General features: G+C 60.2%; 16 protein-coding genes. 11 read left to right on the plus strand and 5 right to left on the minus strand.

Translation table 11 applies throughout. The features are described from left to right. Positions 1-51 precede the first annotated feature (51 nt). Together ovoA and CD04_RS0114460 are read right to left on the minus strand one after the other, a co-directional pair. Positions 52-2,178, minus strand: coding sequence for a 5-histidylcysteine sulfoxide synthase (gene ovoA / locus CD04_RS0114450; protein ID WP_051849492.1), 2,127 nt, complete (start codon positions 2,176-2,178; stop codon positions 52-54). A gap of 334 nt (positions 2,179-2,512) precedes the next feature. Beyond that, positions 2,513-4,033, minus strand: a complete 1,521-nt coding sequence (locus tag CD04_RS0114460) for a transposase (RefSeq protein WP_231480648.1) — start codon at positions 4,031-4,033, stop codon at positions 2,513-2,515. A gap of 574 nt (positions 4,034-4,607) precedes the next feature. Between CD04_RS0114460 and CD04_RS0114465 the strand changes: the two genes are divergently transcribed. From CD04_RS0114465 to CD04_RS0114500, 8 genes are all read left to right on the plus strand, one after another. Continuing rightward, positions 4,608-5,393 (plus strand): dioxygenase, encoded by a 786-nt coding sequence (locus CD04_RS0114465; protein WP_031407982.1) that lies wholly within the window; start codon positions 4,608-4,610, stop codon positions 5,391-5,393. Positions 5,394-5,444: 51 nt separating this feature from the next. Next, positions 5,445-6,131, plus strand: coding sequence for an esterase (gene ypfH, locus CD04_RS0114470; protein ID WP_081858029.1), 687 nt, complete (start codon positions 5,445-5,447; stop codon positions 6,129-6,131). A gap of 84 nt (positions 6,132-6,215) precedes the next feature. Next, complete coding sequence (wrbA, locus tag CD04_RS0114475) at positions 6,216-6,818, plus strand: NAD(P)H:quinone oxidoreductase (RefSeq protein ID WP_031407987.1); 603 nt, start codon at positions 6,216-6,218, stop codon at positions 6,816-6,818. An 80-nt stretch (positions 6,819-6,898) separates the two neighbouring features. Beyond that, complete coding sequence (locus CD04_RS0114480; RefSeq protein ID WP_031407989.1) at positions 6,899-7,309, plus strand: DoxX family protein; 411 nt, start codon at positions 6,899-6,901, stop codon at positions 7,307-7,309. Between the two features lie 114 nt (positions 7,310-7,423). After that, the gene (locus tag CD04_RS0114485) at positions 7,424-7,978 is read left to right on the plus strand and encodes a hypothetical protein (RefSeq protein WP_051849318.1); all 555 of its coding nucleotides are present in this window, start codon (positions 7,424-7,426) and stop codon (positions 7,976-7,978) included. A 384-nt stretch (positions 7,979-8,362) separates the two neighbouring features. After that, the gene (locus CD04_RS0114490; RefSeq protein ID WP_031407993.1) at positions 8,363-9,436 is read left to right on the plus strand and encodes an HlyD family secretion protein; all 1,074 of its coding nucleotides are present in this window, start codon (positions 8,363-8,365) and stop codon (positions 9,434-9,436) included. Further along, positions 9,433-12,216 carry a ribosome-associated ATPase/putative transporter RbbA gene (gene rbbA, locus CD04_RS0114495; RefSeq protein WP_031407995.1) on the plus strand — a complete coding sequence of 928 codons (2,784 nt, stop codon included), beginning with the start codon at positions 9,433-9,435 and terminating at the stop codon, positions 12,214-12,216. Before CD04_RS0114490 ends, rbbA begins: the two co-directional genes overlap by 4 nt. Positions 12,217-12,218: 2 nt before the next feature. Then, positions 12,219-13,343 carry an ABC transporter permease gene (locus tag CD04_RS0114500; RefSeq protein WP_031407997.1) on the plus strand — a complete coding sequence of 375 codons (1,125 nt, stop codon included), beginning with the start codon at positions 12,219-12,221 and terminating at the stop codon, positions 13,341-13,343. A 264-nt stretch (positions 13,344-13,607) separates the two neighbouring features. On the opposite strand, the gene CD04_RS24830 is transcribed toward CD04_RS0114500, so the two are convergent. Continuing rightward, on the minus strand, positions 13,608-13,778 hold the full coding sequence (locus CD04_RS24830) for a hypothetical protein (protein ID WP_231480649.1): 171 nt from the start codon (positions 13,776-13,778) through the stop codon (positions 13,608-13,610). Positions 13,779-14,450: 672 nt separating this feature from the next. On the opposite strand from CD04_RS24830, the gene imuA reads away from it, so the two are divergent. Genes imuA through CD04_RS0114520 form a run of 3 tightly spaced genes read left to right on the plus strand, consistent with a single transcriptional unit; the run spans position 14,451 to position 19,594 of the window. Further along, complete coding sequence (gene imuA, locus CD04_RS0114510; RefSeq protein WP_031407999.1) at positions 14,451-15,224, plus strand: translesion DNA synthesis-associated protein ImuA; 774 nt, start codon at positions 14,451-14,453, stop codon at positions 15,222-15,224. After that, entirely contained in the window at positions 15,166-16,488 is a 1,323-nt protein-coding gene (locus CD04_RS0114515) for a DNA polymerase Y family protein (protein ID WP_031408001.1), read from the plus strand. The genes imuA and CD04_RS0114515 overlap by 59 nt, the downstream gene beginning before the upstream one ends. A 10-nt stretch (positions 16,489-16,498) precedes the next feature. Further along, positions 16,499-19,594: an error-prone DNA polymerase gene (locus CD04_RS0114520; RefSeq protein ID WP_031408003.1), complete on the plus strand. Its 3,096-nt coding sequence runs from the start codon at positions 16,499-16,501 to the stop codon at positions 19,592-19,594. A gap of 46 nt (positions 19,595-19,640) precedes the next feature. Here CD04_RS0114520 and CD04_RS0114525 read toward each other — a convergent pair whose 3' ends face one another. Beyond that, complete coding sequence (locus CD04_RS0114525; protein ID WP_031408005.1) at positions 19,641-21,728, minus strand: ATP-dependent helicase; 2,088 nt, start codon at positions 21,726-21,728, stop codon at positions 19,641-19,643. 324 nt (positions 21,729-22,052) lie between these two features. After that, positions 22,053-23,237, minus strand: a complete 1,185-nt coding sequence (gene pobA / locus CD04_RS0114530) for a 4-hydroxybenzoate 3-monooxygenase (RefSeq protein WP_031408007.1) — start codon at positions 23,235-23,237, stop codon at positions 22,053-22,055. Between the last annotated feature and the right edge of the window lie 69 nt (positions 23,238-23,306).

Consider the following 23,306-nt stretch of genomic DNA (forward strand, 5'->3'; position numbering starts at 1 on the left):
CTCCTCGATATGTTGTCGAATATCCCTGCGGGCCGGAGCACGATAGGGAGCCTACAGACGCTGCCAAATCGTCACTTCGGACAGGGTGTGCTGGTGCTTGCGCAGAGTTTCGCGAATCACAAAAGGTACAGGCAGTGGAACGCGCATGAGTTGAAAATGGGGCTCCAGAAGTAACTTGAGACCATCGAGGGTCGTGAAGCTCTCGCCATCTTTCTTAAAACCCCCGATCCATTCCTCGCGCTTGGTGTGCTCCAGCAACCATGTGTAGGGCGACGCAATAACCAGCAAACCCCCCAGGTTCAGACGCTCGTGCACCGTGCGCAGAAACTGCGCCGGACTGTACAGCCGGTCTATAAGATTGGCCGCCAATATGAGGTCATACCCGGTGAATACGGCCTTGAGATTGCAAGCGTCGCCCTGAAAGAACTCCACTTTGTGCGCAACGTCGTCCAAGCCGATATCAGCAAGCGAGCGCTCCTTATAGGTAACGAGTTCGCCCTCGTCCACAAGGGTGTAGCGCACCCTTCCCTGTGCGGCCATCTGCGTGCCCACGCCGATGAAACGCGCCGAGAAATCGATGCCCGTCACACGGTCGAAGTGCCTTGCCAACTCAAAGCTAGCGCGCCCGGTTGCACAACCCAGATCGAGCGCCCTCTGCGCAGGACGGCTGCCCATGGCCTGAATCGCCAAGTCGGCTAGGGCTCGCGGAAAGTTGGGCACACCGAAATAGCTATCACCGAAGTGGAATTCGCAGTACTCGGCAACGGACCGATCGGTCTCATAGTGCGAGTGTGGCACTTCAGCCGGTGCAGCGCTCACCACGTAACGAAATCCTGCATGCTGGAAAAAATGTCGCCGAAATGCATAGCGGGAAATGGGCAACGCCTCGTTGCCGCAGGAAATCCACGATCCCCCCTTCATCAGATTGTGGCGATCATCGAAGGTCGGTGTCGTAAAGTCATCATAGATGGGATGGACCTCAAAACCGGCATACGGATACGTGGGGGTCTCCAGCCACTGCCAGACATTGCCGATTAGATCGTAAAACGGCCCATGAGCGAATCGCGTCACGGGGCAAGAAGAAGCCCAATGATCGAGTTCGATATTCGCAGGCGCTGGGCTGGGCTGCGGTAAATCCCCAATGCCTGCCCCCAAGCGCATCGCATGCCACTCGTCCTCGGTGGGCAGTCGATGCGGCGTTCCGGTCTCGCGCGTCTTCCATTGGCAAAACGCGCGCGCCTCATGGCAATTGGTCTCAACCGGCCAGTCCCAAGGCATGGACACTTCTTCGCACATCAATCGCAGGCGCCATGTGCTGCCTTCGCGCACCCAGAACGTAGGGTTCTGCGCGTTGGCAAATCGCTTCCATGCAGCGCCCTCCTCACTCCAAAGGCTGTCGTCGCCATACCCACCATCCTCGACGAACGCAAGAAACTCCTGGTTGGACACGAGATAACGGGCAGCCTGGAAGGGCGCGGTGCTCGCATCGTGCACGCCAAACTCGTTGTCCCAGCCGTAAACAGCTGGCTTTGCATGGTCACGCCCGAGACGAAATTGACCCGCTGGCACATCCACCAAGGCGTTTGCAGGCGCAGTGCCACTGATTTGGCATGGTTGCCATGCAGAGTGCGGCTGGACATACTTGAGGCTGTGCTGCCGAATGAGCACCGAGGAGGTTTCGAGATGAATGCGCTCATGCTCGATGCCCATGAGAATGACCCACCACGGACTGTCCCAGCCAATGGGAGCGGCCAACGGCAAACTGCGAATGAGCTCGCCCACAACTGCGCGGACTTGGCGGCGGTAGTCGCGCACGCGCTGCACGGATGGCCAATCGTATCGTGCATCGTCCAAATCGTCCCAGCTCATCTCGTCGACACCTACGGCAAACATCGATTCCAGCCGTTGGTCGATGCGCTCGTTGATCAGCCCCGCGAGGAGCAGCTTGTTCATGAAAAACGTTGCCGTGTGACCAAAGTAGAAGATCAACGGATGGCGCAATGCAATCGGTTTGACGAAATACGCCTCTTCCGATTGCAGGACCTCGAACAATTGCTCGTAACGATCAAACGTGGCCTCAAACGCACGCATCACCTGCTCGCGAAGTGACTCGAGATCTGGCGATGTGAGCAGAGTTGTGCGCAGGCTGGAAGGCTGTTGCGCGGCTGTATGTTGCATGGTGACCTTGCATCGGCGCGAGTCGTGAAATTTGGACCCCATTATTCCAGTGCCATGTCCCAACCGTACGCCCCGCTGAAAAACCTGTCCTTGTTTGAATGGGCATTGCGCGTCCATTGCTCGCATGCGACGCTTTCGAAGCGCACAAGGCGCTTCACGGTGGATACCCCATCATTGGGATGGTGCATGGCGATGCGCGGATGAAGCACGCGCCGATAGATCATCCAGCTACAGGTGCGCCTGAAGGGCAAATTGCCCGTAGCGCCATGACGGGCCGCCCAGGCCTTGAAGGCAATGCGGCTGCCACCGGTTGGCCCAACGATGGGCTATCTGCTCAAGCACGCCGTTCAATGGCTTGTCGATTTCCATCTCTTCCCCGGCCATCATGTCGTATGCGCCAAGCATCGACTGGCTGACGGCGCTGAACTCTCGCGTTGCAGATCCGCACCAAGGGGTGCGGCCGAGAGGGGCTCACGCGCAAAATCCCCGACCCAGGGCGGTCGGGATCGTGCACGGGCGTTGCATTTGCAAATCCTGGTTTCGTTGGCCGCTTCCATGAACTCTCCCGCCGCTCAACGCATGGCGTTGTAGCGGGGGTTTCGCGGGTCACAGGCCTGGACTTGCCCCGTTGCCGGGGCAGAGGTTTGGGTCTCGCCGCCACGCCCGTCCCAGGCGTGTCCTGCGTGTTGTGCGCGTCGATGAGAACCACCATTGGGCTGTTCTGGTCGCGCGGCGCCGTGTGCCCGCACGGGCACACATGCATGCGTTGGCTCAGCGTCTTGGGCACAATCTCCCAGCACGCTGCGCAGCGCTGCGACGGTTTGAGCTGGCGCGTGTTGCTCAGGTGCAGTCGCGTACCAGCTTCTTCCGCTTTGTACGCGAGCATCGGATGCGCCATGCCGAACCCCGCCGAGAGAATCTCCCGGTTGAGTCCGGCCTTCTGCCGCACGCGACGGCCCGGTGTCTCCACCGTGCCGCGTGTGCTGCGGCTCATGTTCTTCGGTGCGAGTTGTTCGGTGGCCAGGACGGCGCATTGCCGCACCATCCTGGTTGTTTCCTTGTGCACGAAGTCCCGGCGCAGATTGGAAATCCGGTCGTGCAGTTGTGCGATGCGACGCCCGAGCCGTTTGAAGCGCAACGATCCGTTCTTCTTCCTGGCGCGCTGCCGCTGCAGCGCGGCAAGGCGCGGCAGTTCCTCGCGCACCCAGCGCGGGTTATCGATGGTCCGTCCATCATCGAACGTCGCCCAGTCGCTGATCCCGAAATCCACGCCACGCCGCATGTCGGCGGTGCGCTCGCGCGCACAGGCCGCGTCGGGCACGCGCAGCGTCACCGATACGAACCACCCACCACCTTTGCGCGTGAGGGTGATGTCGTTGGGTTTGGCCTCAACCCCGAAGCGGTGCAGCCCGCACGCCCGGATGGACAGGGCCGTGTCTCCACTGCCAATGCGCAGCGTCGCACCACGGCCGCCGTGCTGCATCAGCTTCCAGCCAGCCGGGTCGGGATAGGCAAAGCCCGCGAACCGCTTCGCGGCCTTGAACCGCGGGAATCCAGGCGTTTGACCAGCTTTGACCCGGCGAAAGAACGACTGGAAGGCGAGATCCAGCCGCCGCAGCGTCTGCTGCAAGGCGTGGCTGCCGAGTTCGTTGAGCTCGGGCCGATCGGCCTTGATCTGCGGCAATGCGTTTTGCTGCGCGTAATAGCTGATGGATTTGCCCGCCTTGCGCCAGGCGTCGATGCGTTCTTCCAGCGCCGCGTTGTACAACTCGCAGTGCAGCCGCGTCCAAGCCTCAAGCCGCGCAGCTTGCGCGGCATTGGGATACAGCTTGAGCGTGACTTTGCGCCGTTGCATACTGGTATTTTATCCAGCCTGGAGAGGAACAACAAGCGAAACCCGCCCGCTTGACCCCCTCCTGCCCGGTCGGCTTCGCCTGAGCGACGCTGTGCGTCGGGCCGGGCGAGGAAGGGGAATGCGCGGGCATTTGTTCATGGCGTGATTGCGATCCTGGCGACGTACTGACGCCTTGTTTTTCTGTTCTCACGCGACATCGCCTGCAACGATAACCCCTCTCGCCACATTAGTTCTAATACAAACTATTATGGCCAGCATCCATCTAAGTTGATGGTCACGCTTCTCAGAGCCTTCAAAGCCAAGTGCCCGACTCCATGACGAAAAAGGTTCTTTCACTGCTGCACAGGCCATGGGCCAATTGCACACAGCGGGCCCATATGATGACCTTCTGCCCAGTGCACTGTGACTTTTCCGACGGTGCGGTCGAGAGGCTGTTGCTGCGAAGGACGCCAACCGAATGAACTCCCTGCGCTTTAGCACTGCACTGTTTTGAGATCATGATGCGCGGCTCTTTGTTGTCCCGGGCATTTCTTCAAGAACCCTCCCCACTATTTGCATAAATGAAGGCGTCACCATGCCTCGACAGCCGACTCTTTTTGTGTCCCATGGCTCGCCAATGCTCCCGTTGGAGCCGGGCACAGCTGCGCCCATGCTGCAAGCGCTTGGAACGCAATTAGCGAGACCCGCCGCCATCCTTTCGTTCTCGCCGCACTGGATGGCACGCATCACGGCCGTTGGCTCAAGCCTGAGGCCTCCCACGATCCATGATTTCGGCGGCTTCGACCCTGCCTTGAACGAGCTGCGCTATCCGGCTCCTGGCAGTCCTGATCTTGCACAGCGCGTCACGTCCATGCTCGAGGCCGCAGGCTGGCGATCTGCACTTGACCCAGACCGAGGGTTGGAGCATGGCACATGGGTTCCACTGCGGCTGTTGTTCCCGCAAGCTGATATACCGGTCGTCCCCTTGGCCATGCCATGGCCCCTTGATGCAGCCCGTGCATATCACCTCGGCCAGGCCGTGGCTCCACTTGCTGACGAAGGGGTCCTGTTGCTGGGTACCGGTAGCCTGACCCACAACCTTCACGAATTTCATCCGCGCGCGGCAACCAGCGACCAGCCCGAGCCCTATGTTCTGGAATTTGTCGACTGGATGCGCCAAGCCATTGATCGTGGTGACACTGCAGCCCTGCTTGACTACCGTCGCCTCGCACCGCACGCTACGCGTGCACACCCCACCGATGAGCACCTCCTCCCCCTCTTCTGGTGCCTTGGCGCTGCCGGCCCCGAGCGCAAGGCTCATCACCACGCCGGCGGCGTGCATTACGGCATGCTGAGTATGGATGCGTGGACGTTTGCCTGATCTCGCTCGCATTGCCATTGCACCCTCTTCACGCGCGTCAGGATTTCCCACATGTCAAACTCCATCACTGTTGCACGTCCTGAAAGCCAGGCCGAACAACTTTTCCTCCTGTTCCACGGCGTTGGCTCGAACGCGCAGGACCTCGTGCCAATGGGGCACCGGTTGTCAACCGCCTTCCCCAGAGCCTTCATCGTGAGCGTGCAGGCACCCTACCTCTCTGACTTCGGCAGTGGATTTCAGTGGTTCTCCGTTCGCGACGTCACCGAAGATAACCGGGTGCAGCGCGTTCGCGAGGCCATGCCAGCCTTTGTGCAAACCGTACAGGCGTGGCGAAAGGAGGCACACGTGGACGTCGCGCGAACCGTCCTCATTGGTTTTTCACAAGGCGCCATCATGGCGCTCGAATCAACACGCAACGCCAGCCCTCTCTCAGGGCGCGTAGCAGCCATTGCTGGTCGCTTCGCCCAACTCCCGACGGAATCTGCCCCTGGCACAGTTGTCCATTTTTTCCACGGCAAGCGCGACTTGGTGATGCCTTACACGCGGACTCTTGAGGCCGCCGAACACATCGCCGCACTCGGCGGCGACGTCACGGCGGACATCCTGCCGCTAGCCGGTCACGAAGCCAACGCCGAAATCATCACACTGCTGATCGAACGCCTCCAGAACCCGGCTCCGATGCGCCGACTTGGCGACGCTGGCGGCGCTAGCCCAAGCGCGGCACCAAAAAAACTGTGATTAGCCCGATGCCGATGCGCTTGAAGGTGCCCCCTTGCACGGCCCGTTCACGTTTGATCCACCCATTCCTAAGGAGGTTTTTGCATGACTAAGGTTCTTGTTCTTTATTACAGCACTTGGGGACATGTCGAGCGTATGGCGCAGGAGGTGGCCGAGGGTGCAAGATCGGTGCCAGGCGTCGAAGTGACGATCAAGCGCGTGCCTGACACCATGCCCGCAGAGACAGCGGCAGCCATCCATGCAAAAACGGATCAGGCGGCGCCAATTGCCAAACCCGAGGAATTGGCTGATTATGACGCCATCATCTTTGGTACGCCCACCCGGTTTGGCAATATGTGCGGACAGATGCGCAATTTTCTCGACCAGACAGGCAGCCTGTGGCAGCAGGGCAAACTTGTCGGCAAAGTTGGCAGCGTGTTTGTGAGTACGGCAACCCAACATGGCGGCCAGGAAACCACGATTACGTCATTTCATACCACCTTGTTCCATCACGGCATGGTTGTGATTGGTGTGCCTTATGCCTGCACACACCTCACGAATATGTATGAAATCACGGGCGGAACGCCATATGGAGCGTCCACTCTAAGCAAAGGTGATGGAAGCCGGATGCCGAGCGCGAATGAACTGGCCGTCGCCAAGTACCAAGGTCAGCACGTTGCAACAATTGCGAAAAAGCTCTTCGCTTGAAGCACCGCCCTGTCTAGCGGCAATTAGCCACTTCAATCGCGCCCAATGCTCTTGCCACTCAAGTCCCACCGGAGACCTTCATGATTAAAACATCAACCGCCCCGTATGCTGCGCTGCTTCTGCGCGTGAGCCTTGGCATCATGTTCCTGGCGCACGTCGCCCTCAAAGTGTTTGTCTTTACCGTGCCAGGATTTGTCGGATTCTTCGGCTCGCTCGGGCTGCCTCCAATTCTGGCTTACCTCGTGATTGCACTCGAATTCTTTGGCGGTGTTGCACTCATCCTTGGCATTTATGCGCCCTGGGTCGCCCTACCCCTGGCTGCCGAAATGCTTGGCACGATTGTCCTTGTGCATGGGGCCAACGGCTGGCTGTTCACCAACAAGGGCGGCGGCTGGGAGTACCCTGCTTTCTGGACCGTCGGCCTTGTTGCGCTGTATCTTCTGGGCGACGGAGCCATGGCGCTCAAGCCTGCGCAGAAGGTCCGCTCCTGACCGGGCGGCAGCAATCGCAAGGCGCCTTTTCGCGATCACGCGTGCACCAACGCTCGCGCACGGTGCACTGTACACCGTGATTTGCGCGGCGCGCGTCCCCAAGGAGCCCCACTGATGCGCAGCCATGCCCAGTCTCACAGTGCCGAGCGTGCGCCCGATGAAATCCATTATCGGTACTCAGTGTTGCGCGCTGACTTTGCCAGCGGCCAGACAATCGCTGTGCTTCATATCGGCGCGAACCGCACGGTGATTGCCGTCGGACAGGGTAGCCAGCCGCAAGCGACATGGTCGCTGGAGATCGGCTCGAGAAAAATCGCCAACGCATATTTCAAGCGCGAGCTGCCAGCGCCAGAAGAAATCGAAGCCGCCATCGTTGAAATTGAAGACGAAATCAGCCTGGCGAGGCCGCTCTTCGCTTTGGCACCAACTGTCTTGACGAACGACGCCGCCGTGCGCGACATAGCCGTTGCCGCTGGTGTCGGCGTCGGGGCAAGCATCACGCTCACACTCGACGCTGTCGAGCGCACGTTCGAGCGCCTGGTTGCCACCGCCCTTCGTCAGCTTGGGCACGATTTGCCGCAAGGCACCCAGTTCGCTGCAACCCTGACGATTCTGCGTGAACTCATGCACCATCTGAAGATTCCATCCATCACGGTGCGGGCGCAATGATCACGCAAGGTGTTGAGCCCTATTTGCGAGCACCCGCCTGAGTTCAATCGCCTGCCAGTCGGCGTGGCCGTGCTGGATCCAGATGTGCGCAGCCGTGCTTGCCTCGCCTTTGAAGCAATTGGCGTAACAAAGCGGTCAGCGGCAGGAAGCTACCGGCGCGAATCGCCGGTAGCATCACGCGCCGCATGAGCACCGCGGAGCTTCCCCATACTTGCCCTACGGGCACCCGCCATTCACTTGAATGCAGGGACGCATCGACCGACCCTGCTTTTCGGCCAAGCCGCCTACGTGGTCTCGCGTGGCATACAGCCACTCCCATTAGGCTCTACAGTATCTTGCAAGACCTCGAATAAATGCGCCCAGCCTGACACACGCGATACCGATATGGCCTCTTCCAAGCGTCGCATTGCACTGATCTCCATCTTGATCGTGTTTGGTTTGGCAGCAGCGGCTTACGGCTGGTACTTCCTGGGAAGACCCAAGCCGATGGATGCGCTGGCCAAAGGCAACGGGAGACTCGAGGCCATTGAGATTGATGTGGCAACACGACAGCCAGGGCGTCTTTCACAACTCCGGGTCACCGAAGGCATGATGGTGCGCGCCGGCGAGGTCCTGGCCCGCATGGATACTGCGCCGCTTGACGCCCAGCGCGCCGAGGCCCAGGCCCAGATTGAGCGCGCAAAGAACGCCATAACGACGGCAAAGGCCCAATTGGCTCTGCGTGATAACGAACTTGCTGTGGCCCGCGCTGGCGTCGTGCAGCGCGAAAGTGACCTCGTCGCCGCCCAGCAGCGATTGGCGCGATCTCAGGCACTGGTTCGCATGGGAGGAGTAGCCGAGCAGCAGCTCGACGACGATCGCGCGCGCGTCGGCAGTTTCCGCGGCGCCGTAAGCGCCGCTCAAGCCCAGGTTGCAGCCGCCCGCTCGGGCATCGAAGCTGCGCGTTCCCAGCTCGTTGAGACCGGCTCCATCGCACGCGCTGCAGAAGCGTCCATGCAGCGCATTCAAGTCGAAATCGACGACTGCACGATCAAGTCCCCGATCAATGGCCAAGTCCAGTACATCATCTCCCACCCTGGGGAAGTCCTTCCCGGTGGGGGCAAAATTCTGAGCCTCCTCGATATCGGCAACCTTTACATGTCCTTCTTCCTTCCCGAGCAAGATGCCGGACGTGTGGCCCTTGGGGACGAGGTGCGCATCGTTCTCGATGCGCAGCCGCAGCAAGTCGTCCCTGCGTCGATCTCATATGTATCGAGTGTTGCGCAGTTCACTCCCAAGACTGTTGAAACACAAAGCGAGCGGCAGAAGCTGATGTTTCGAGTGAAGGCGCATATCGACCCCCGCTGGGCGGACAAGCGCTTGGCGCAGTTGAAAAGCGGCATGCCTGGAATCGCCTATGTACGGCTGGACCGAACGGTGTCTTGGCCGGATGACATCCAAAGTTCAATGGCACGGTGAAACCGACCTCGCTCTCCAGCACAGCTCCCACCTCGCACGCCCATCCGGTCGCGAGCCTGACCGGTGTCGGTTTGCGATACGGTACAGCCCTTGCTCTTGACAACGTTGACCTGAGCATTCCAGCAGGATGCATCGTGGGTCTGATCGGGCCCGACGGCGTTGGCAAATCGAGTCTTCTCGCACTGATTGCTGGAACCCGTGTCATCCAGCGCGGCCATGTCGAGGTGCTTGGCTGCGATATGGCGAATGCGCATCAGCGCACTGGCGTCAGCGAGCGCATCGCATACATGCCGCAAGGGCTAGGCCGGAACCTGTATCCAACCTTGTCGGTATTTGAGAACCTTGACTTTTTTGGCCGGCTCCGTGGATACGGCAAAGCCGAGCGTGAACAACGCATGCACGAACTCCTCGCAGCCACCGGCCTTGCACCGTTCGCCGACCGCGCCGTGGGCAAGCTATCGGGAGGCATGAAGCAAAAGCTCGGTTTGTGCTGTGCGCTTTTGCACGACCCCGATCTCCTCATCCTCGACGAGCCCACAACCGGCGTCGATCCACTCTCACGCGCGCAATTCTGGGCCTTGATCGAACGCGTTCGCGTTTCCCGTCCAGCAATGAGCGTGCTGGTGGCGACCGCGTATATGGATGAGGCGGCACGCTTCGAATGGCTTGTCGCGATGGACGCCGGGCGGCCCATCGCCACGGGGACCCCCGCCAGTTTGCGCACCCAGGCAGCCGCGCAGACGCTGGAGGAAGCATTCATCAACTTGCTGCCGGAGCCAAAGCGCCGCCAACATCACACTGTCGTGCTGCCACCGAGGCAACAATTAGCCACGGTTGAGTACGCGATCGAAGCGACCGATCTCACGCGCACCTTTGGTGATTTCGTCGCCGTCGACCAAGTCAATTTCCGCATTGAACGCGGAGAAATCTTCGGCTTTATCGGCTCCAATGGATGCGGCAAGTCGACGACAATGAAAATGCTCACCGGATTGTTGCCTGCCAGCAGCGGGAATGTCCGTGTATTTGGCAAGGAGCCCGACCCAAAGGACCTGCAAGGCCGGGCGCGCGTGGGCTACATGACCCAGGCGTTTTCCCTGTACACGGAACTGACGGTTCGCCAGAATCTCGAACTCCACGCAAAACTCTTTCGCGTGCCCGCCGCGATTCGCCCCGACAGAATCGCCGAAATAACATCGCGATTCGGCCTTGAATCCGATCTGGACAAACATCCGACAGAGCTTCCACTGGGCATACGCCAGCGCCTGTCGCTGGCCGTGGCCGTTATCCACAAGCCTGATCTGCTGATCCTGGACGAGCCCACCTCAGGGGTCGATCCCATTGCGCGCGATGTCTTCTGGCAGCACATGATCGACCTGGCTCGAACTGATGGCGTGACGATTTTTGTATCAACACACCTGATGAACGAGGCATCACGCTGCGATCGGGTGGCGCTCATGCATGCAGGGCGCGTTCTCGCCACCGGCGCCCCGCAAGCGCTCATTGCGCAGCGTGCTGTACCGTCGCTCGAACAAGCATTTGTTGCCTGGATCACCGAGGTCGAAGCAGCCGCAGAACGTCCGCCACCCGCTCCTACGCCGGTCTTCCCCTTGGGCCAGGCGTCAACGATACGCATGCGCCCTCGCTCGGCCTTTCGGCGCGCCGGCATACGCCTGTTGAGTTATAGCAGGCGCGAAGCGCTCGAGCTGCTACGCGATCCGCTGCGCGCAACCATGGCTCTGGCCGGGAGCGTGATCCTGCTTTTCATCATGGGGTATGGAATAAGCCTTGACGTCGAAAACCTGCGATATGCCGTCCTTGATCGCGACCAGACCGCCCTGAGCCACGAATACACACACAACCTGGCCGGCTCACGCTACTTCATCGAACATGCGCCGATCACGGATTATGGCCAGCTCGACCAACGCATGCGAAGCGGCGAACTGAGTCTTGCGATTGAAATTCCGCCAAACTTCGCCCGCGACATCCAGCGCGGTCAGCATGCGGAGATTGGCGCCTGGATCGACGCGGCCATGCCCACGCGCGCAGAGACGATTGATGGCTATATCCAAGCCTTGCACGCCGCATGGCTCGTCGAGTATGCCAAACGCGCACTCGGTCTGGCGCTTCCCAGTGGCGCAGCCGGAATTGAAACGCGATTTCGTTACAACCCCGACGTCAAAAGCCTCGTTGCAATGGTCCCCGCAGTGATTCCCCTGCTGCTTCTGATGATCCCTGCGATGCTCACGTCGCTGAGCGTCGTGCGGGAAAAAGAACTGGGGTCCATCATCAATTTCTATGTCACCCCAGTCAGCCGACTTGAATTTCTTCTCGGCAAGCAGCTTCCTTACATCGCACTGGCGATGTTCAACTTCCTGCTGCTATGGGCATTTGCGGTGGCGGTGTTCGGCGTGCCGTTCACGGGCAGCTTTGCCGCACTGTCAACCGCTGCGCTTCTGTATGTCACCACGGCGACCGCCATAGGTCTGCTGATGTCGACTTTCCTCAGGACGCAGATGGCCGCCATTTTGGGCACTGCCATCGGAACGATGCTGCCAGCGGCACAGTTTTCTGGAATGCTCAACCCGATATCCTCGCTGGAAGGTCCGGCAGCATGGGTTGGGCAGATCTATCCGACCACGCATTTTCTGACCATCAGCCGCGGCACATTCTCAAAGGCTCTCGGCTTCGCAGACATGGGCCCTGCGTTCACCCCGCTTGCCTTGGCCATACCGGTGCTCATTGCATTGAGCGTGGCGCTGCTCAGGAAACAGGAGCGGTAACGATGGCCTCCGCAGCCAATGTCTTCCACCTTGCAGTCAAGGAGCTTCGCAGCCTCTGGCATGACACCGCCATGCTGATGCTGATGGTTTTTGCCTTCACCGCGTCGATCTACACGGCGGCCAGCAGCATCCCCGAGACGCTGCACAGGGCACCGCTGGCGATCGTCGATGAAGATCATTCAGCATTGTCGGCACGCATTCATGCAGCGTTTGCGCCACCCTACTTCCTGCCACCGCCGTTGATCAGCCAGGCTGAAGTGGATCCCGCGCTCGACGCCGGCCGCTACACGTTCGTCCTCGACATTCCGCCAAACTTCCAGCGTGACGTGGTCGGCGGCCGCCAGCCAGTGCTGCAACTCAATGTCGATGCGACGCGCATGTCGCAGGCGTTCACCGGCAGCGGTTATGTCCAGGCGATCGTCAACGGCGAAATCGCCGAGTTCCTGCTGAGCCATCGAACCCAGCAGACGTTACCTGTCGAGCTGGCAATACGCAACCGCTTCAACCCAGCGCTCTCGCAGTCGTGGTTCGGCGCAATCGCCGAACTGATCAACAACATCACGATGCTCGGGATCGTACTGACCGGCGCTGCACTGATCCGTGAACGCGAGCACGGCACTATCGAACACCTGCTGGCGATGCCTGTGACGCCATTCGAGATCATGGCAGCGAAGGTGCTGTCAATGGGCCTTGTCGTGTTGCTCGCCTCGACTCTGTCGCTGATCATCGTCGTGCATGGGCTCTTGGCGGTTCCACTATTGGGTTCGCCTTGGCTGTTTGTCGGCGGTGCCGCGTTACAGATGTTCGCTGTGACTTCGATCGGCATCTTCATCGGAACAGTCGCGCGCTCCATGCCGCAGATGGGTCTTCTTCTCATCCTCGTGCTGTTGCCGCTGGAAATGCTCTCCGGGGGCATGACTCCGCAGGAGAGCATGCCTAAACTGATTCGCACCGTGATGTTGGCTGCACCGACAACGCATTTCGTCAATCTCTCGCAAGCGATCCTCTTCCGCGGAGCCGGATTAGACGTCGTCTGGCCATCCCTTCTCGCCATCGCAACGATTGGCACGATCTTCTTTCTGATCGCGTTGGCACTGCTGCGCTGGACGATTGGGAGAATGACTTGAGCGCAGCGCAGGCACTGTGTTCCCACGCTCAAAGGCAGAGACCTGGTTGCCAATGACGATACAGCCCTTTCTTGCCCCTTAAGAAAGCGATACCCTGCTTTTGCACGTGAGCGCGCATCGGCCGCGGGGTATTGGTGGTCTCAGGGTATCGGCTTGGCGGGCGGCGAAGCATTCCCGTGCTGAGATTCCGACGCGGACTGTGCCGGTGTGGCCACCTGACTTGGCCTCGCGGCCATGGATGTTGCATCCGGAGGCAGAGGAAGATCATGCGCCATGGTTGGCGATGGCTGCGACGAGGCAAAACCCGAGGATGAAATGCTTGGTGCTGCAGATGCAGCCCAAGGGGCCGAAGCACCCATTAAAAGCGCGACTTGGGCCGATCGCAGCAGCCTCCAGGAAATCTTCCACAAAGCCCTTGTCGGTCGCGGCGACCATCTTGCGGGGTATCGAAGGATCTCGCCGCGATGCGGATAACTCCCGACGGCTGCACACCCCGCTGAAATGCACCGCCACCAACGTTCTGGCACCATTTCTTTTCCCTCGATGTTGCGTCTTCCCATGTTCAATCCGCACGGATCGCTCGAGACAAATATTGCACCTTTGAACATTCTTCCTAGACTCGGCGCGCGCTTCTACTGATGCGGAACGCCACGGGAGTCCTATGGCGCTCAGGGCAGCGCAGCACGCCTTGCGATCCGCTTCAGTGGCTTCCTGCCTTCATTGGGGCAAGCTGCGATGCAGAGCATCCAGCACTTACAACCTCTGCACAAACTTCACGTTCCGCCCGACAGCAAATCTTTCGACGCGAACATGATAGGGCGGCTGCGCTGCCCGCGCTATCCGTCCCCAGCCCGGAATCGGGTTTCGGGAAGCTAACGGATGACCGGTCCCGCCACCAAACGCCAAAAGTGCTGCCGTGCAAATCAGCGAGGCTTCGGCCGCCGCCTGGCGGGTGAGCCTGCCGACAACGGACAGGTCTTGGCCGATCCAGAGACGAAAAAGACAGGGAAGTCGCTCAGCCGACGATAAGGTGAGATTTAAAAAATACTGTTTTTTTGTCCAGTTTTTGTGTAGGCTTACGCCCTCGACCGGCTTTCCATATGCCCCATGTCAGCCATTACACGTCACCTCACGCAACCCTTGCCATCAGCCGTTGCTGCCGCCATCTGGCGGGGTAGCGATGTCGGCCAACCCTTCGGTCAGGTCATCAAAAGCGGGTGGCTCACGCTCGACCGCGAATTGCCCGGCGGTGGCTGGCCCTGTGGAAGTCTGAGCGAGTTGTTAAGCCCCCAAGCCACTGTGCTCGAATGGCGTCTTCTCGGAACCGCACTGAGTCAAGTGGTCGCCAAAGGCGGATCCATCCTGCTGGTCGGGCCACCCAAGATGCCGTACCTTCCAGGACTGCAGCACATCGGTGTGGAGGCGCGGCACCTGGTATGGGTGCAAGCTGAGACTTCAACCGAGCGGCTGTGGGCTGCCGAGCAGCTGATTCAGGCTGATACTCAAGGGGCGATCCTCATTTGGCTTCCCCAGGCCCGACCCGAGCAGCTGCGACGGCTACAGAGCCATGCCCAAGGAGGTCGCGCCCTCCTTTTTGCCATCCGTCCTGAGATTGCACGGCATGAAGCATCTCCGGCTTCGCTGCGGGTTCTGGCACGGTGCGGGCCGGACTGGGCGTTGCACGTTCAGATCCTCAAGCGACGGGGTCCAGCGCATGCTGGCGAACTGTCTCTGCTCTCGATTCCCGGGGGGCTGCGTTCCGTGCTCACTTCACGGGCTCGCAAACCCTCAAACTTGTTGCCATCACATTCTGGAGCCGCCCATGCTGTGGGCCGCGTTGCTATCGCCCTGCCTTCCCGACGTCTCGTTGCCGCAGCGTGAGGACAGGCTGCGCGAGGTGGCGACCTGGGCGCTGCAATTCGCCCCGCGGGTCGCAATCGTCGAGGAAGCCGTCTTCCTCGAGGTGCAGGCCAGCCTGCGATTGTTCGGCGGCTGGCCAGCTCTACGCAATGTGGTGGAAGAGCAAGCGTCTGCGTTCGGTGTGCAATCGATTGCCTGGGCGCCAACCGGACTGGGTGCTTTGGCACTGGCCAAGGCTGGTATTCAGCATGATGATGGCGAGCACCTGGAGCTGGCCGCGCAACTGAATGCCCTGCCGCTGGAGACCTTGAGTGCGGTACACGCCCATGCCCAGACTTTGTCGCAGCTCGGCTGCCGCAACCTGGGTGATGTGCGAAATCTCCCGCGCGGCGGATTGAGCCGCCGGTTTGGCCAAACCTTGCTCTGTGCCCTCGACCAGGCTTATGGCCTGCGTCCAGAGCATTACTCTTGGTTCGAACTGCCCGAGTCTTTCTCCGCGCGGATAGAACTGATGGCGCGAGTCGAAACCGCACCTGCATTGCTGTTCGCTGCCCGGCGGCTACTTCTGCAACTTGGCGGTTGGCTTGTAGCGCGGCAGTGCGGAGTGACAACCTTCACCTTGCGCTGGACGTTCGATCTCCTGCGTCCCCGCGACGCAGGCACTGGAGGTGAACTGGTTATCCGTACCGCATCGCCGATGCGCGACGTCGATCATCTCACCCGACTGCTAGGCGAGAACCTTGCCAGGCTTCGACTGGCAGCCCCTGTGGAACGCCTTGAACTGCTGGCCAATGAAGTGCAACCATACTCGCCTCCCAATTACACGCTTGTGCCTGATACCCAGCACGACCGGCAGTCGCTCACCCTGACCCTCGAACGTATCGCCTCCCGGCTGGGCGAGAGCCGGGTCCTGCGCCCAGTACTGGCTGAGGATGCCCGCCCGGAGTGGGCACAACGCTGGCAGCCGGCATCTCTCCCTCTTGCCCGCCCGTGCGCGACCACCGATGGCATGCCACACCCCACCTTCTTGCTTCCCAAACCACTGCAACTGTCCATGCGCAATGACCGTCCGGTCTACCAGGGTGAGTTGCAGCTCCTTCTCGGTCCCCATCGCATTGAAGGCGGGTGGTGGCACCGAGTAGAAGAAGGCGGACAGACCACGACCCGACACGTGACTCGCGACTACTGGGTCGCCTTGAGCGTCCATGCAGGGGTCGTGTGGGTTTTCCAAACCCGGCAAGCAATGGATGAGCCGGCCTGGTTTCTGCATGGCCTGTTTGCCTGAAGGACGACCGATGAGCAATCTGCCTGCCTATGCCGAGCTTCATTGCCGATCGAACTTCAGCTTCCTGCAAGGGGCCAGCCATCCGGAGGAGCTCGTCGCACGAGCCAAGGCACTGGGTTATGCAGCACTTGCCCTTACCGATGATTGCTCGTTGGCCGGGATTGTCAGGGCCCATGTCGCCGCCAAGGCAAAAGGATTAGCCTTGCTGGTGGGAAGTCAATTCCGGGTGGAGGGTAACGTCCCTTTCACCCTGGTGGTGCTGGCCTGCAACCGCCGAGGCTATGGCAACCTCTGCTCCTTCATAACCCGCCTGCGACGCTCGGCTCCCAAGGGCAGTTACCAACTGCGGATGGATGCGATACGGGACGACGATCTGGCCGACTGCGTGGTCTTGGCCTGCCCATCGCACAGGACCGAGGATCCCGGCTTGCTGAAACTGGCACAGTGGGTAGTGAGCCGATTCACCGGACGCTGTTGGTTGGGGGTGGAGCTGCACAAACAGCTCGACGATGAACGGTGGCTGGAGCGCTTGCGTGATCTCTCAGAAGCCACCTCGCTTCCGCTGGTGGCTTGCGGCGATGTGCACATGCATGTGCGCTCGCGCAAGCCCTTGCATGATGTCTTGACCGCCATCCGCCTGGGTCAACCTGTTGACGCATGCGGCCATGCCCTGCAACCTAACGCGGAGCGCCATCTGCGAAGGCGTCTGCTGTTGGCGTTGATCTATTCCCCAGACTTGCTGGCCGAGACACTTAAGGTAGTGCAGCGTTGCAGCTTCTCCCTGGATGAGTTGCGTTACGACTATCCGGACGAGGTGGTTCCAACAGGGGAAATGCCCGATGCGTATTTGCGGCGGCGTGTATACGAAGGCGCTGGAAACCGCTGGCCTGATGGGATGGCCACCTCCATCCAGACTCTCATCGAGCACGAACTGGCGTTGATTGCCGAGTTGCGTTATGCGCACTATTTTCTGACGGTCGATGACATCGTGGCCTTTGCCAGGTCGCGCGGCATTCTCTGTCAGGGGCGAGGCTCGGCCGCCAACAGCGTGGTGTGCTATTGCCTTGGAATCACCGAGGTTGACCCTGCGCGCATGCAGGTACTGTTTGAACGATTTATCAGCCGCGAGCGCAACGAGCCCCCGGACATCGATATCGACTTCGAGCACGAGCGGCGTGAAGAAGTCATTCAGTATCTCTACACGAAGTACGGCCGTGACCGTGCGGCACTTGCGGCTACAGTCATGACCTATCGGCCAAAGAGCGCCATTCGGGACGTCGGCAAGGCCCTCGGCTTTGCCCTGGACACGGTCGACCGCCTTGCGCGCAATGTGCAGTGGTGGGATGGGCGGGAGATTGCCTGTGAGCGACTGATCGAGATTGGCCTCTCGCCAGATGACCTCGGAGTACGGCAGTGGATGGCACTGGTGCGGCAACTGCAAGGGTTCCCTCGACACCTGTCGCAGCACACAGGCGGCTTCGTGCTTACCCACGGACCGCTATCTCGCATGGTACCGATCGAGAACGCTGCAATGCCCGAGCGCACAGTCATCGAATGGGACAAGGACGACCTGGATGCCATGGGGATGATGAAGGTGGATGTCCTGGCACTGGGCATGCTTACGGCCATCCGCAAGGCCCTGGACCTCATCGGTGAGTGCCAAGGGCGGATGTTTGTCATGCAGGATATCCCGCCGGAAGACCCTGCCACGTACTCCATGCTGAGCCAGGCTGACTCCATTGGAGTGTTCCAGGTCGAAAGCCGCGCCCAGCAAGGTATGCTGCCGCGCCTCAAGCCTCAATGTTTCTACGATTTGGTCATCGAAACGGCCATCGTGCGCCCAGGTCCGATCCAAGGAGGCATGGTGCACCCCTACCTCAACCGCCGTCAGGGCAAGGAACCTGTCACCTACCCTAGCCCGGCTTTGAAGCAGGCGCTGGAGCGCACTCTGGGCGTGCCGGTCTTCCAAGAACAGGTGATGCAAATCAGCATGCTGGCAGCCGGGTTCACGCCGGGCGAGGCCGATGGTCTGCGCCGCGCGATGGCGGCCTGGCGGCGCAAGGGCAACTTGGAGCAATACCGCGACAAGCTCATCGGCGGCATGACATCGCGGGGCTATGACTTGGCGTTTGCCCAAAGCATCTTCGAACAGATCAAGGGTTTCTCCGAGTATGGTTTCCCGGAAAGCCATGCCGCCTCCTTTGCCCTGCTGGTTTACGCCAGTGCTTGGATCAAGCGGCACCACCCGGCAGAATTTCTGGCGGCCTTACTTAACAGCCAACCGCTAGGCTTCTATAGCCCCTCGCAACTGGTCCAAGACGCCAAGCGCCATGGAGTGAGGGTGGAACCCATCGATGTGATGCACAGTTCCTGGGACTGCAGCCTGGAAGGACACAAACAGCCGACGGTGCGGCTGGGGCTGCGGTTGGTCAAGGGCCTAGGGCGAGACACTGCCCTGCGCATTGTGGAAGCGTCCCGCCTTCAGCCCCTCAAGAGTGCAGAGGATCTGGCGCGACGGGCGCACCTGGACGGTACCGAAATGCGCAAACTGGCCGCTGCCGATGCCCTGCGATCGCTCTCAGGGCACCGGCGCCAGCAAATGTGGGAGGCTGCAGCTGTGCAAACAATGCCAGAGCTGCTGCGCGAAATACCGATCGAGGAGGCGCAACTGCAGCTTCCCATGCCGCCGGAGGGCGAAGACATCGTGTTCGACTACGCCGCAACGGGTCTCACCCTGCGCCGGCATCCCCTGGCGTTGCTGCGACCATTATTGGCCAGGCGCCGGTTGTGGTCAGCGTCTGAACTGGCTGAAGCACCCAACGGGCGACTGGTACGCGCCTGCGGCATTGTGACTTTGCGCCAGCAGCCCGAAACGGCCAAAGGCACAACATTCATCTCCCTGGAAGATGAGACAGGCGTGGTGCAGGTGATTTGCTGGAAGGATCTGCGACAACGGCAACGACAGGTGTTGTTGCGGGCCCGGCTGCTGGCCGTGGCGGGAACCTGGCAACGCGAGGGCAGCGTGTGCAACCTGATCGCCGGACATCTCGAAGATTTGACACCGCTTCTAGGGCGCCTGGTGACAAAAGGGCGTGAGTTTCATTGAACGCACGTGCGCATCGCCATCTACAGACGACAAAGCCGAGGCCTCCTCAGTCCCAAAATGTGCTGACTTTTGCTGCGAGATCCACAGTTGCCGTGCGACTGCCCGATGGCCCTACAACGTCCTGCATGACCGCCCACTGCCCGTCACGATCGAACAATCCAGCGATATCCTGAGAAATGAAGCGGCTCGGGGACGCATACACATGACGATCGCCATAGCCTGACTGTTGCTGGACATAAAAGCGCTGCGGCACGATCAGCTCCAGATGCTGCCGTGCACGGGTCATGGCCACATACAGGAGTCGACGTTCCTCTTCGATCTGCTGTGCGCTTTGCGTGGATAGGTCCGAGGGCATGCACCCATCGACGACGTTGAGCACATAAACCGCCTTCCACTCCTGCCCTTTGGCCGAGTGAATCGTGGAAAGAATCAGATAGTCCTCGTCACGGTGAGGTGGACCAGCCTCGTCGCTGGTTGCTTCAGGGGGGTCAAGCGTCAGCTCGGTCAGGAAACGCTCCCTGCTCGGGTAGCTTGCGGCAATACGCTGCAGTTGCAACACATCGGCTTGGCGCACGATGGCATCCTCATACAGCCGGTCCATTTGCGGCAAATACCAATCAGCCGCGCACTGCAAGTCATCCGGCCAGCTGCCTCGCCCGCCTTCACATCGCAAGCGGGTATAGATTTCGCAAAAACCCGCCCAGTCCCCCTGCGCAGCAGGCGGCGCTTTGAACTGCAGGAGGACTTCGGCCGGATCCGCGCTAGCGGCCATCGCATCGATGAGCTTGCGTGCATTTGCCGGCCCCATTCCGGGAATCAGCTGCGCAACTCTGAAGCAAGCCAGCTGATTGCGGGGATTCTGTACCCCGCGCAGGATCGACAGCAGGTCCTTGACGTGCGCGGCCTCCAGAAATTTGAGCCCGCCGAACTTCACGAACGGAATGTTTCGCCGGGTGAGTTCGAGTTCAAGCGCTGCGCTGTGATGCGCGGTGCGGAACAAAACGGCTTGACTCTTCAATGTCATTCCATCCTCCCGCTGGGCCAGCACTTGGTCTGCAACCCAGCGCGCCTGTGAAGCCTCATCGGCCACGGTGACCAGCCGTGGCCGGTTCGAGGAGGCGCGATCGGTCCACAACTGCTTGGCGTAGCGTTCATGTGCCAGCGCAATCACCGCGTTGGAAGCCTCGAGGATGGGCTGCGTGGATCGGTAATTGCGCTCCAGTGTGACCACGCGCGCCGGCACAGGGTATTGCTGCGGGAAGTCGAGGATGTTGCGCACCTCGGCAGCGCGAAAGGAGTAGATCGACTGGGCATCGTCGCCGACCACGGTCACGCCGCGCCCATCGGGCTTCAGCAACAGGATGATCCGCGCTTGAAGCCGATTCGTGTCCTGGTATTCATCGACCAGAACATGGTCAAACCGTTGGCCGATTTCTACGGCCAGTTCTCGCTCGCCCATCATCTGCCACCAATACAGCAACAGATCGTCATAGTCCAGAACATGCTGGCTCTGTTTTTCCTGCACGTAGGCCTTGAACAGTTGCTTGAGTTCGCCCTCCCAGTTGACACACCATGGATAGCTTTGCAGTAGAACCTCACCCAAAGGCAGTTGACTGTTGACCGCGCGCGAATAGATCGACAGACATGTCCCCTTGAGTGGAAATCGCGTTTTGCTTCCAGCCAGTCCAAGTTGCTGCCTTTGGATGCCGAGAAGATCTTCAGCATCGCCACGATCAAGGATCGTGAACTGATCGCTCAACCCGATTCGCGGCGCATATTCGCGCAGCAAGCGGGCACCAACGCTGTGGAAGGTTCCCGACCAACGAAAGCAAGGTGGCGATTGTGCAGTGCCCAGGCCCAGAGTCTGATGCAAAAGGCTCCCCGCGCGCCGCTCCATTTCAGCGGCTGCGCGGCGCGAAAAGGTGAGCAGCAGGATGCGTTGGGGATCGGCCCCACGCAGAACCAGGCGCGTGACCCGCGCCGCCAAGGTCATGGTCTTCCCGGAACCCGCACCGGCAATCACCAGCAAGGCGGGTGCTGTCGCTGGCTCCAGACCGTGTTCGACAGCTTCAAGTTGCCGATCGTTGAGGTTGCTGAAAATTGTGGGCGATGGTTGAAACGTGGCAGTAGACATTCGAGTGCTTTACCTCAGCACGGCATTGAGCTGGCTAAGCATACAGCAACATTGACCACTTGCCGCCTGATCCGGTGCGCGGCAAGCCCTGCCGTTCATGGCGGGAGGGATAGCGCGGCGCCACGCCCGAGCGCCGTAGGAATTCGCCTGCCCCCTAGCGCTAGCGGTGGCCGCGTGCCGAGGGCCGCGAGGATGTCAATGTCAATGTCTATCTCCCCGAAGGGCGGGCTTCGCGGAGAAAATGGATGAACCAGGCACAGGTGTTCGGGCCAGCCAAACGGGGCCCGGGCGTGAGCATCAATCGCGGCGTGGCCTGGCGGCAAGTCAGCCGCCGAAATCCAACGGAAGACCCACGTAGTTTTCTGCGATCATGCGCGAACCCGCTTCAGAGTGAATCAGATAGTCGAGTTCGGCTTGCTGAAATTTCGCGTCGATGGCGCCTTCGTTCGGAAAGCGGTGCATCAGGTGGGTAAACCACCAGGAAAAACGCTCGCCTTTCCAGATTCGCTTGAGGCAGCGCTCGGAATACGCATTGATGCCGGATTCACTCTTGTCCTTGTAATACTCGATGAGCGCGTGGGAGAGGTATTTGACGTCGGTCGCCGCCAAGTTCAGGCCCTTGGCGCCGGTCGGCGGGACGATATGCCCCGCGTCCCCAGCCAGGAACATGCGGCCGAAGCGCAAAGGCTCAGTCACAAAACTGCGTAGCGGTGCGATGCTCTTTTCGATTGAATGCCCTGTCACCAAATGGTCCCGGGCTTTCTCATCCAGTCGCAAGCGCAACTCCTGCCAAAAGGCCTCGTCTGTCCATTCTTCGACTTTGTCCGTCAATGGCACCTGCAAGTAATACCGGCTGCGCGTCTTGCTTCGTTGTGAGCAAAGTGCAAAGCCGCGTGGGCTATTGATATAGATCAGCTCGTCGTGCAGCGGCGGCGTATCAGACAGCAGCCCCAACCAGCCGAACGGGTAGACCTTTTCATATTCTGTGATCGCACGGCGCGGAACGCTGGCGCGGCACACACCATGAAAGCCATCGCAGCCAGCGATGAAGTCACACTCGATCTCGTAGCTCTTGCCGTCCTTTTCGTAGGTCACGCGTGGCTTGACGCTGTCAAAGTCATGAACGGCAACCCCATGGGCTCCATACACTGTGGGCAGATCCGCTGCGACACGCGCGTCCATCAAGTCCTTCGTGAGCTCTGTCTGGCCGTAGACCATCACCTTCTTGCCTCCGGTGAGCGTCTCCATGTCGATGCGATGTCGCCTGCCGTTGTAAAGCAGCTCGATCCCGCGATGAATCAGGCCCTCCTTATGCATGCGCTCACCGACACCCGCTTCATCCAGCAGGTCGATGCAGACCTGCTCCAAAATTCCCGCCCGGATACGCGACAGGACGTAGTCGCCCGTCTGACGCTCGACGATGATGGCATGGATACCAGCCTTGGCCAGCAATTGGCCCAGAAGAAGCCCGGATGGGCCCGCGCCAATGATGGCAACCTGAGTTCGCATGTTGTCTCCGATTGAAATAGTCAATCGAGCTTAGGTCAGCTCGATTGACTTGGAAGATCGGCCATGCTG

This window comes from Thiomonas sp. FB-Cd (assembly GCF_000733775.1).
Taxonomy (GTDB): Bacteria; Pseudomonadota; Gammaproteobacteria; order Burkholderiales; family Burkholderiaceae_C; genus Thiomonas_A.

Excerpts from the sequence above, each read along its gene's own strand:
- ovoA (WP_051849492.1), bottom strand. The coding sequence starts at position 2,178 with ATGCAACATACAGCCGCGCAACAGCCTTCCAGCCTGCGCACAACTCTG.
- CD04_RS0114460 (WP_231480648.1), bottom strand. The coding sequence starts at position 4,033 with ATGCAACGGCGCAAAGTCACGCTCAAGCTGTATCCCAATGCCGCGCAA.
- CD04_RS0114465 (WP_031407982.1), top strand. The coding sequence starts at position 4,608 with ATGCCTCGACAGCCGACTCTTTTTGTGTCCCATGGCTCGCCAATGCTC.
- ypfH (WP_081858029.1), top strand. The coding sequence starts at position 5,445 with ATGTCAAACTCCATCACTGTTGCACGTCCTGAAAGCCAGGCCGAACAA.
- wrbA (WP_031407987.1), top strand. The coding sequence starts at position 6,216 with ATGACTAAGGTTCTTGTTCTTTATTACAGCACTTGGGGACATGTCGAG.
- CD04_RS0114480 (WP_031407989.1), top strand. The coding sequence starts at position 6,899 with ATGATTAAAACATCAACCGCCCCGTATGCTGCGCTGCTTCTGCGCGTG.
- CD04_RS0114485 (WP_051849318.1), top strand. The coding sequence starts at position 7,424 with ATGCGCAGCCATGCCCAGTCTCACAGTGCCGAGCGTGCGCCCGATGAA.
- CD04_RS0114490 (WP_031407993.1), top strand. The coding sequence starts at position 8,363 with ATGGCCTCTTCCAAGCGTCGCATTGCACTGATCTCCATCTTGATCGTG.
- CD04_RS0114500 (WP_031407997.1), top strand. The coding sequence starts at position 12,219 with ATGGCCTCCGCAGCCAATGTCTTCCACCTTGCAGTCAAGGAGCTTCGC.
- CD04_RS24830 (WP_231480649.1), bottom strand. The coding sequence starts at position 13,778 with ATGGTCGCCGCGACCGACAAGGGCTTTGTGGAAGATTTCCTGGAGGCT.
- imuA (WP_031407999.1), top strand. The coding sequence starts at position 14,451 with ATGTCAGCCATTACACGTCACCTCACGCAACCCTTGCCATCAGCCGTT.
- CD04_RS0114515 (WP_031408001.1), top strand. The coding sequence starts at position 15,166 with ATGCTGTGGGCCGCGTTGCTATCGCCCTGCCTTCCCGACGTCTCGTTG.
- CD04_RS0114520 (WP_031408003.1), top strand. The coding sequence starts at position 16,499 with ATGAGCAATCTGCCTGCCTATGCCGAGCTTCATTGCCGATCGAACTTC.
- CD04_RS0114525 (WP_031408005.1), bottom strand. The coding sequence starts at position 21,728 with ATGTCTACTGCCACGTTTCAACCATCGCCCACAATTTTCAGCAACCTC.
- pobA (WP_031408007.1), bottom strand. The coding sequence starts at position 23,237 with ATGCGAACTCAGGTTGCCATCATTGGCGCGGGCCCATCCGGGCTTCTT.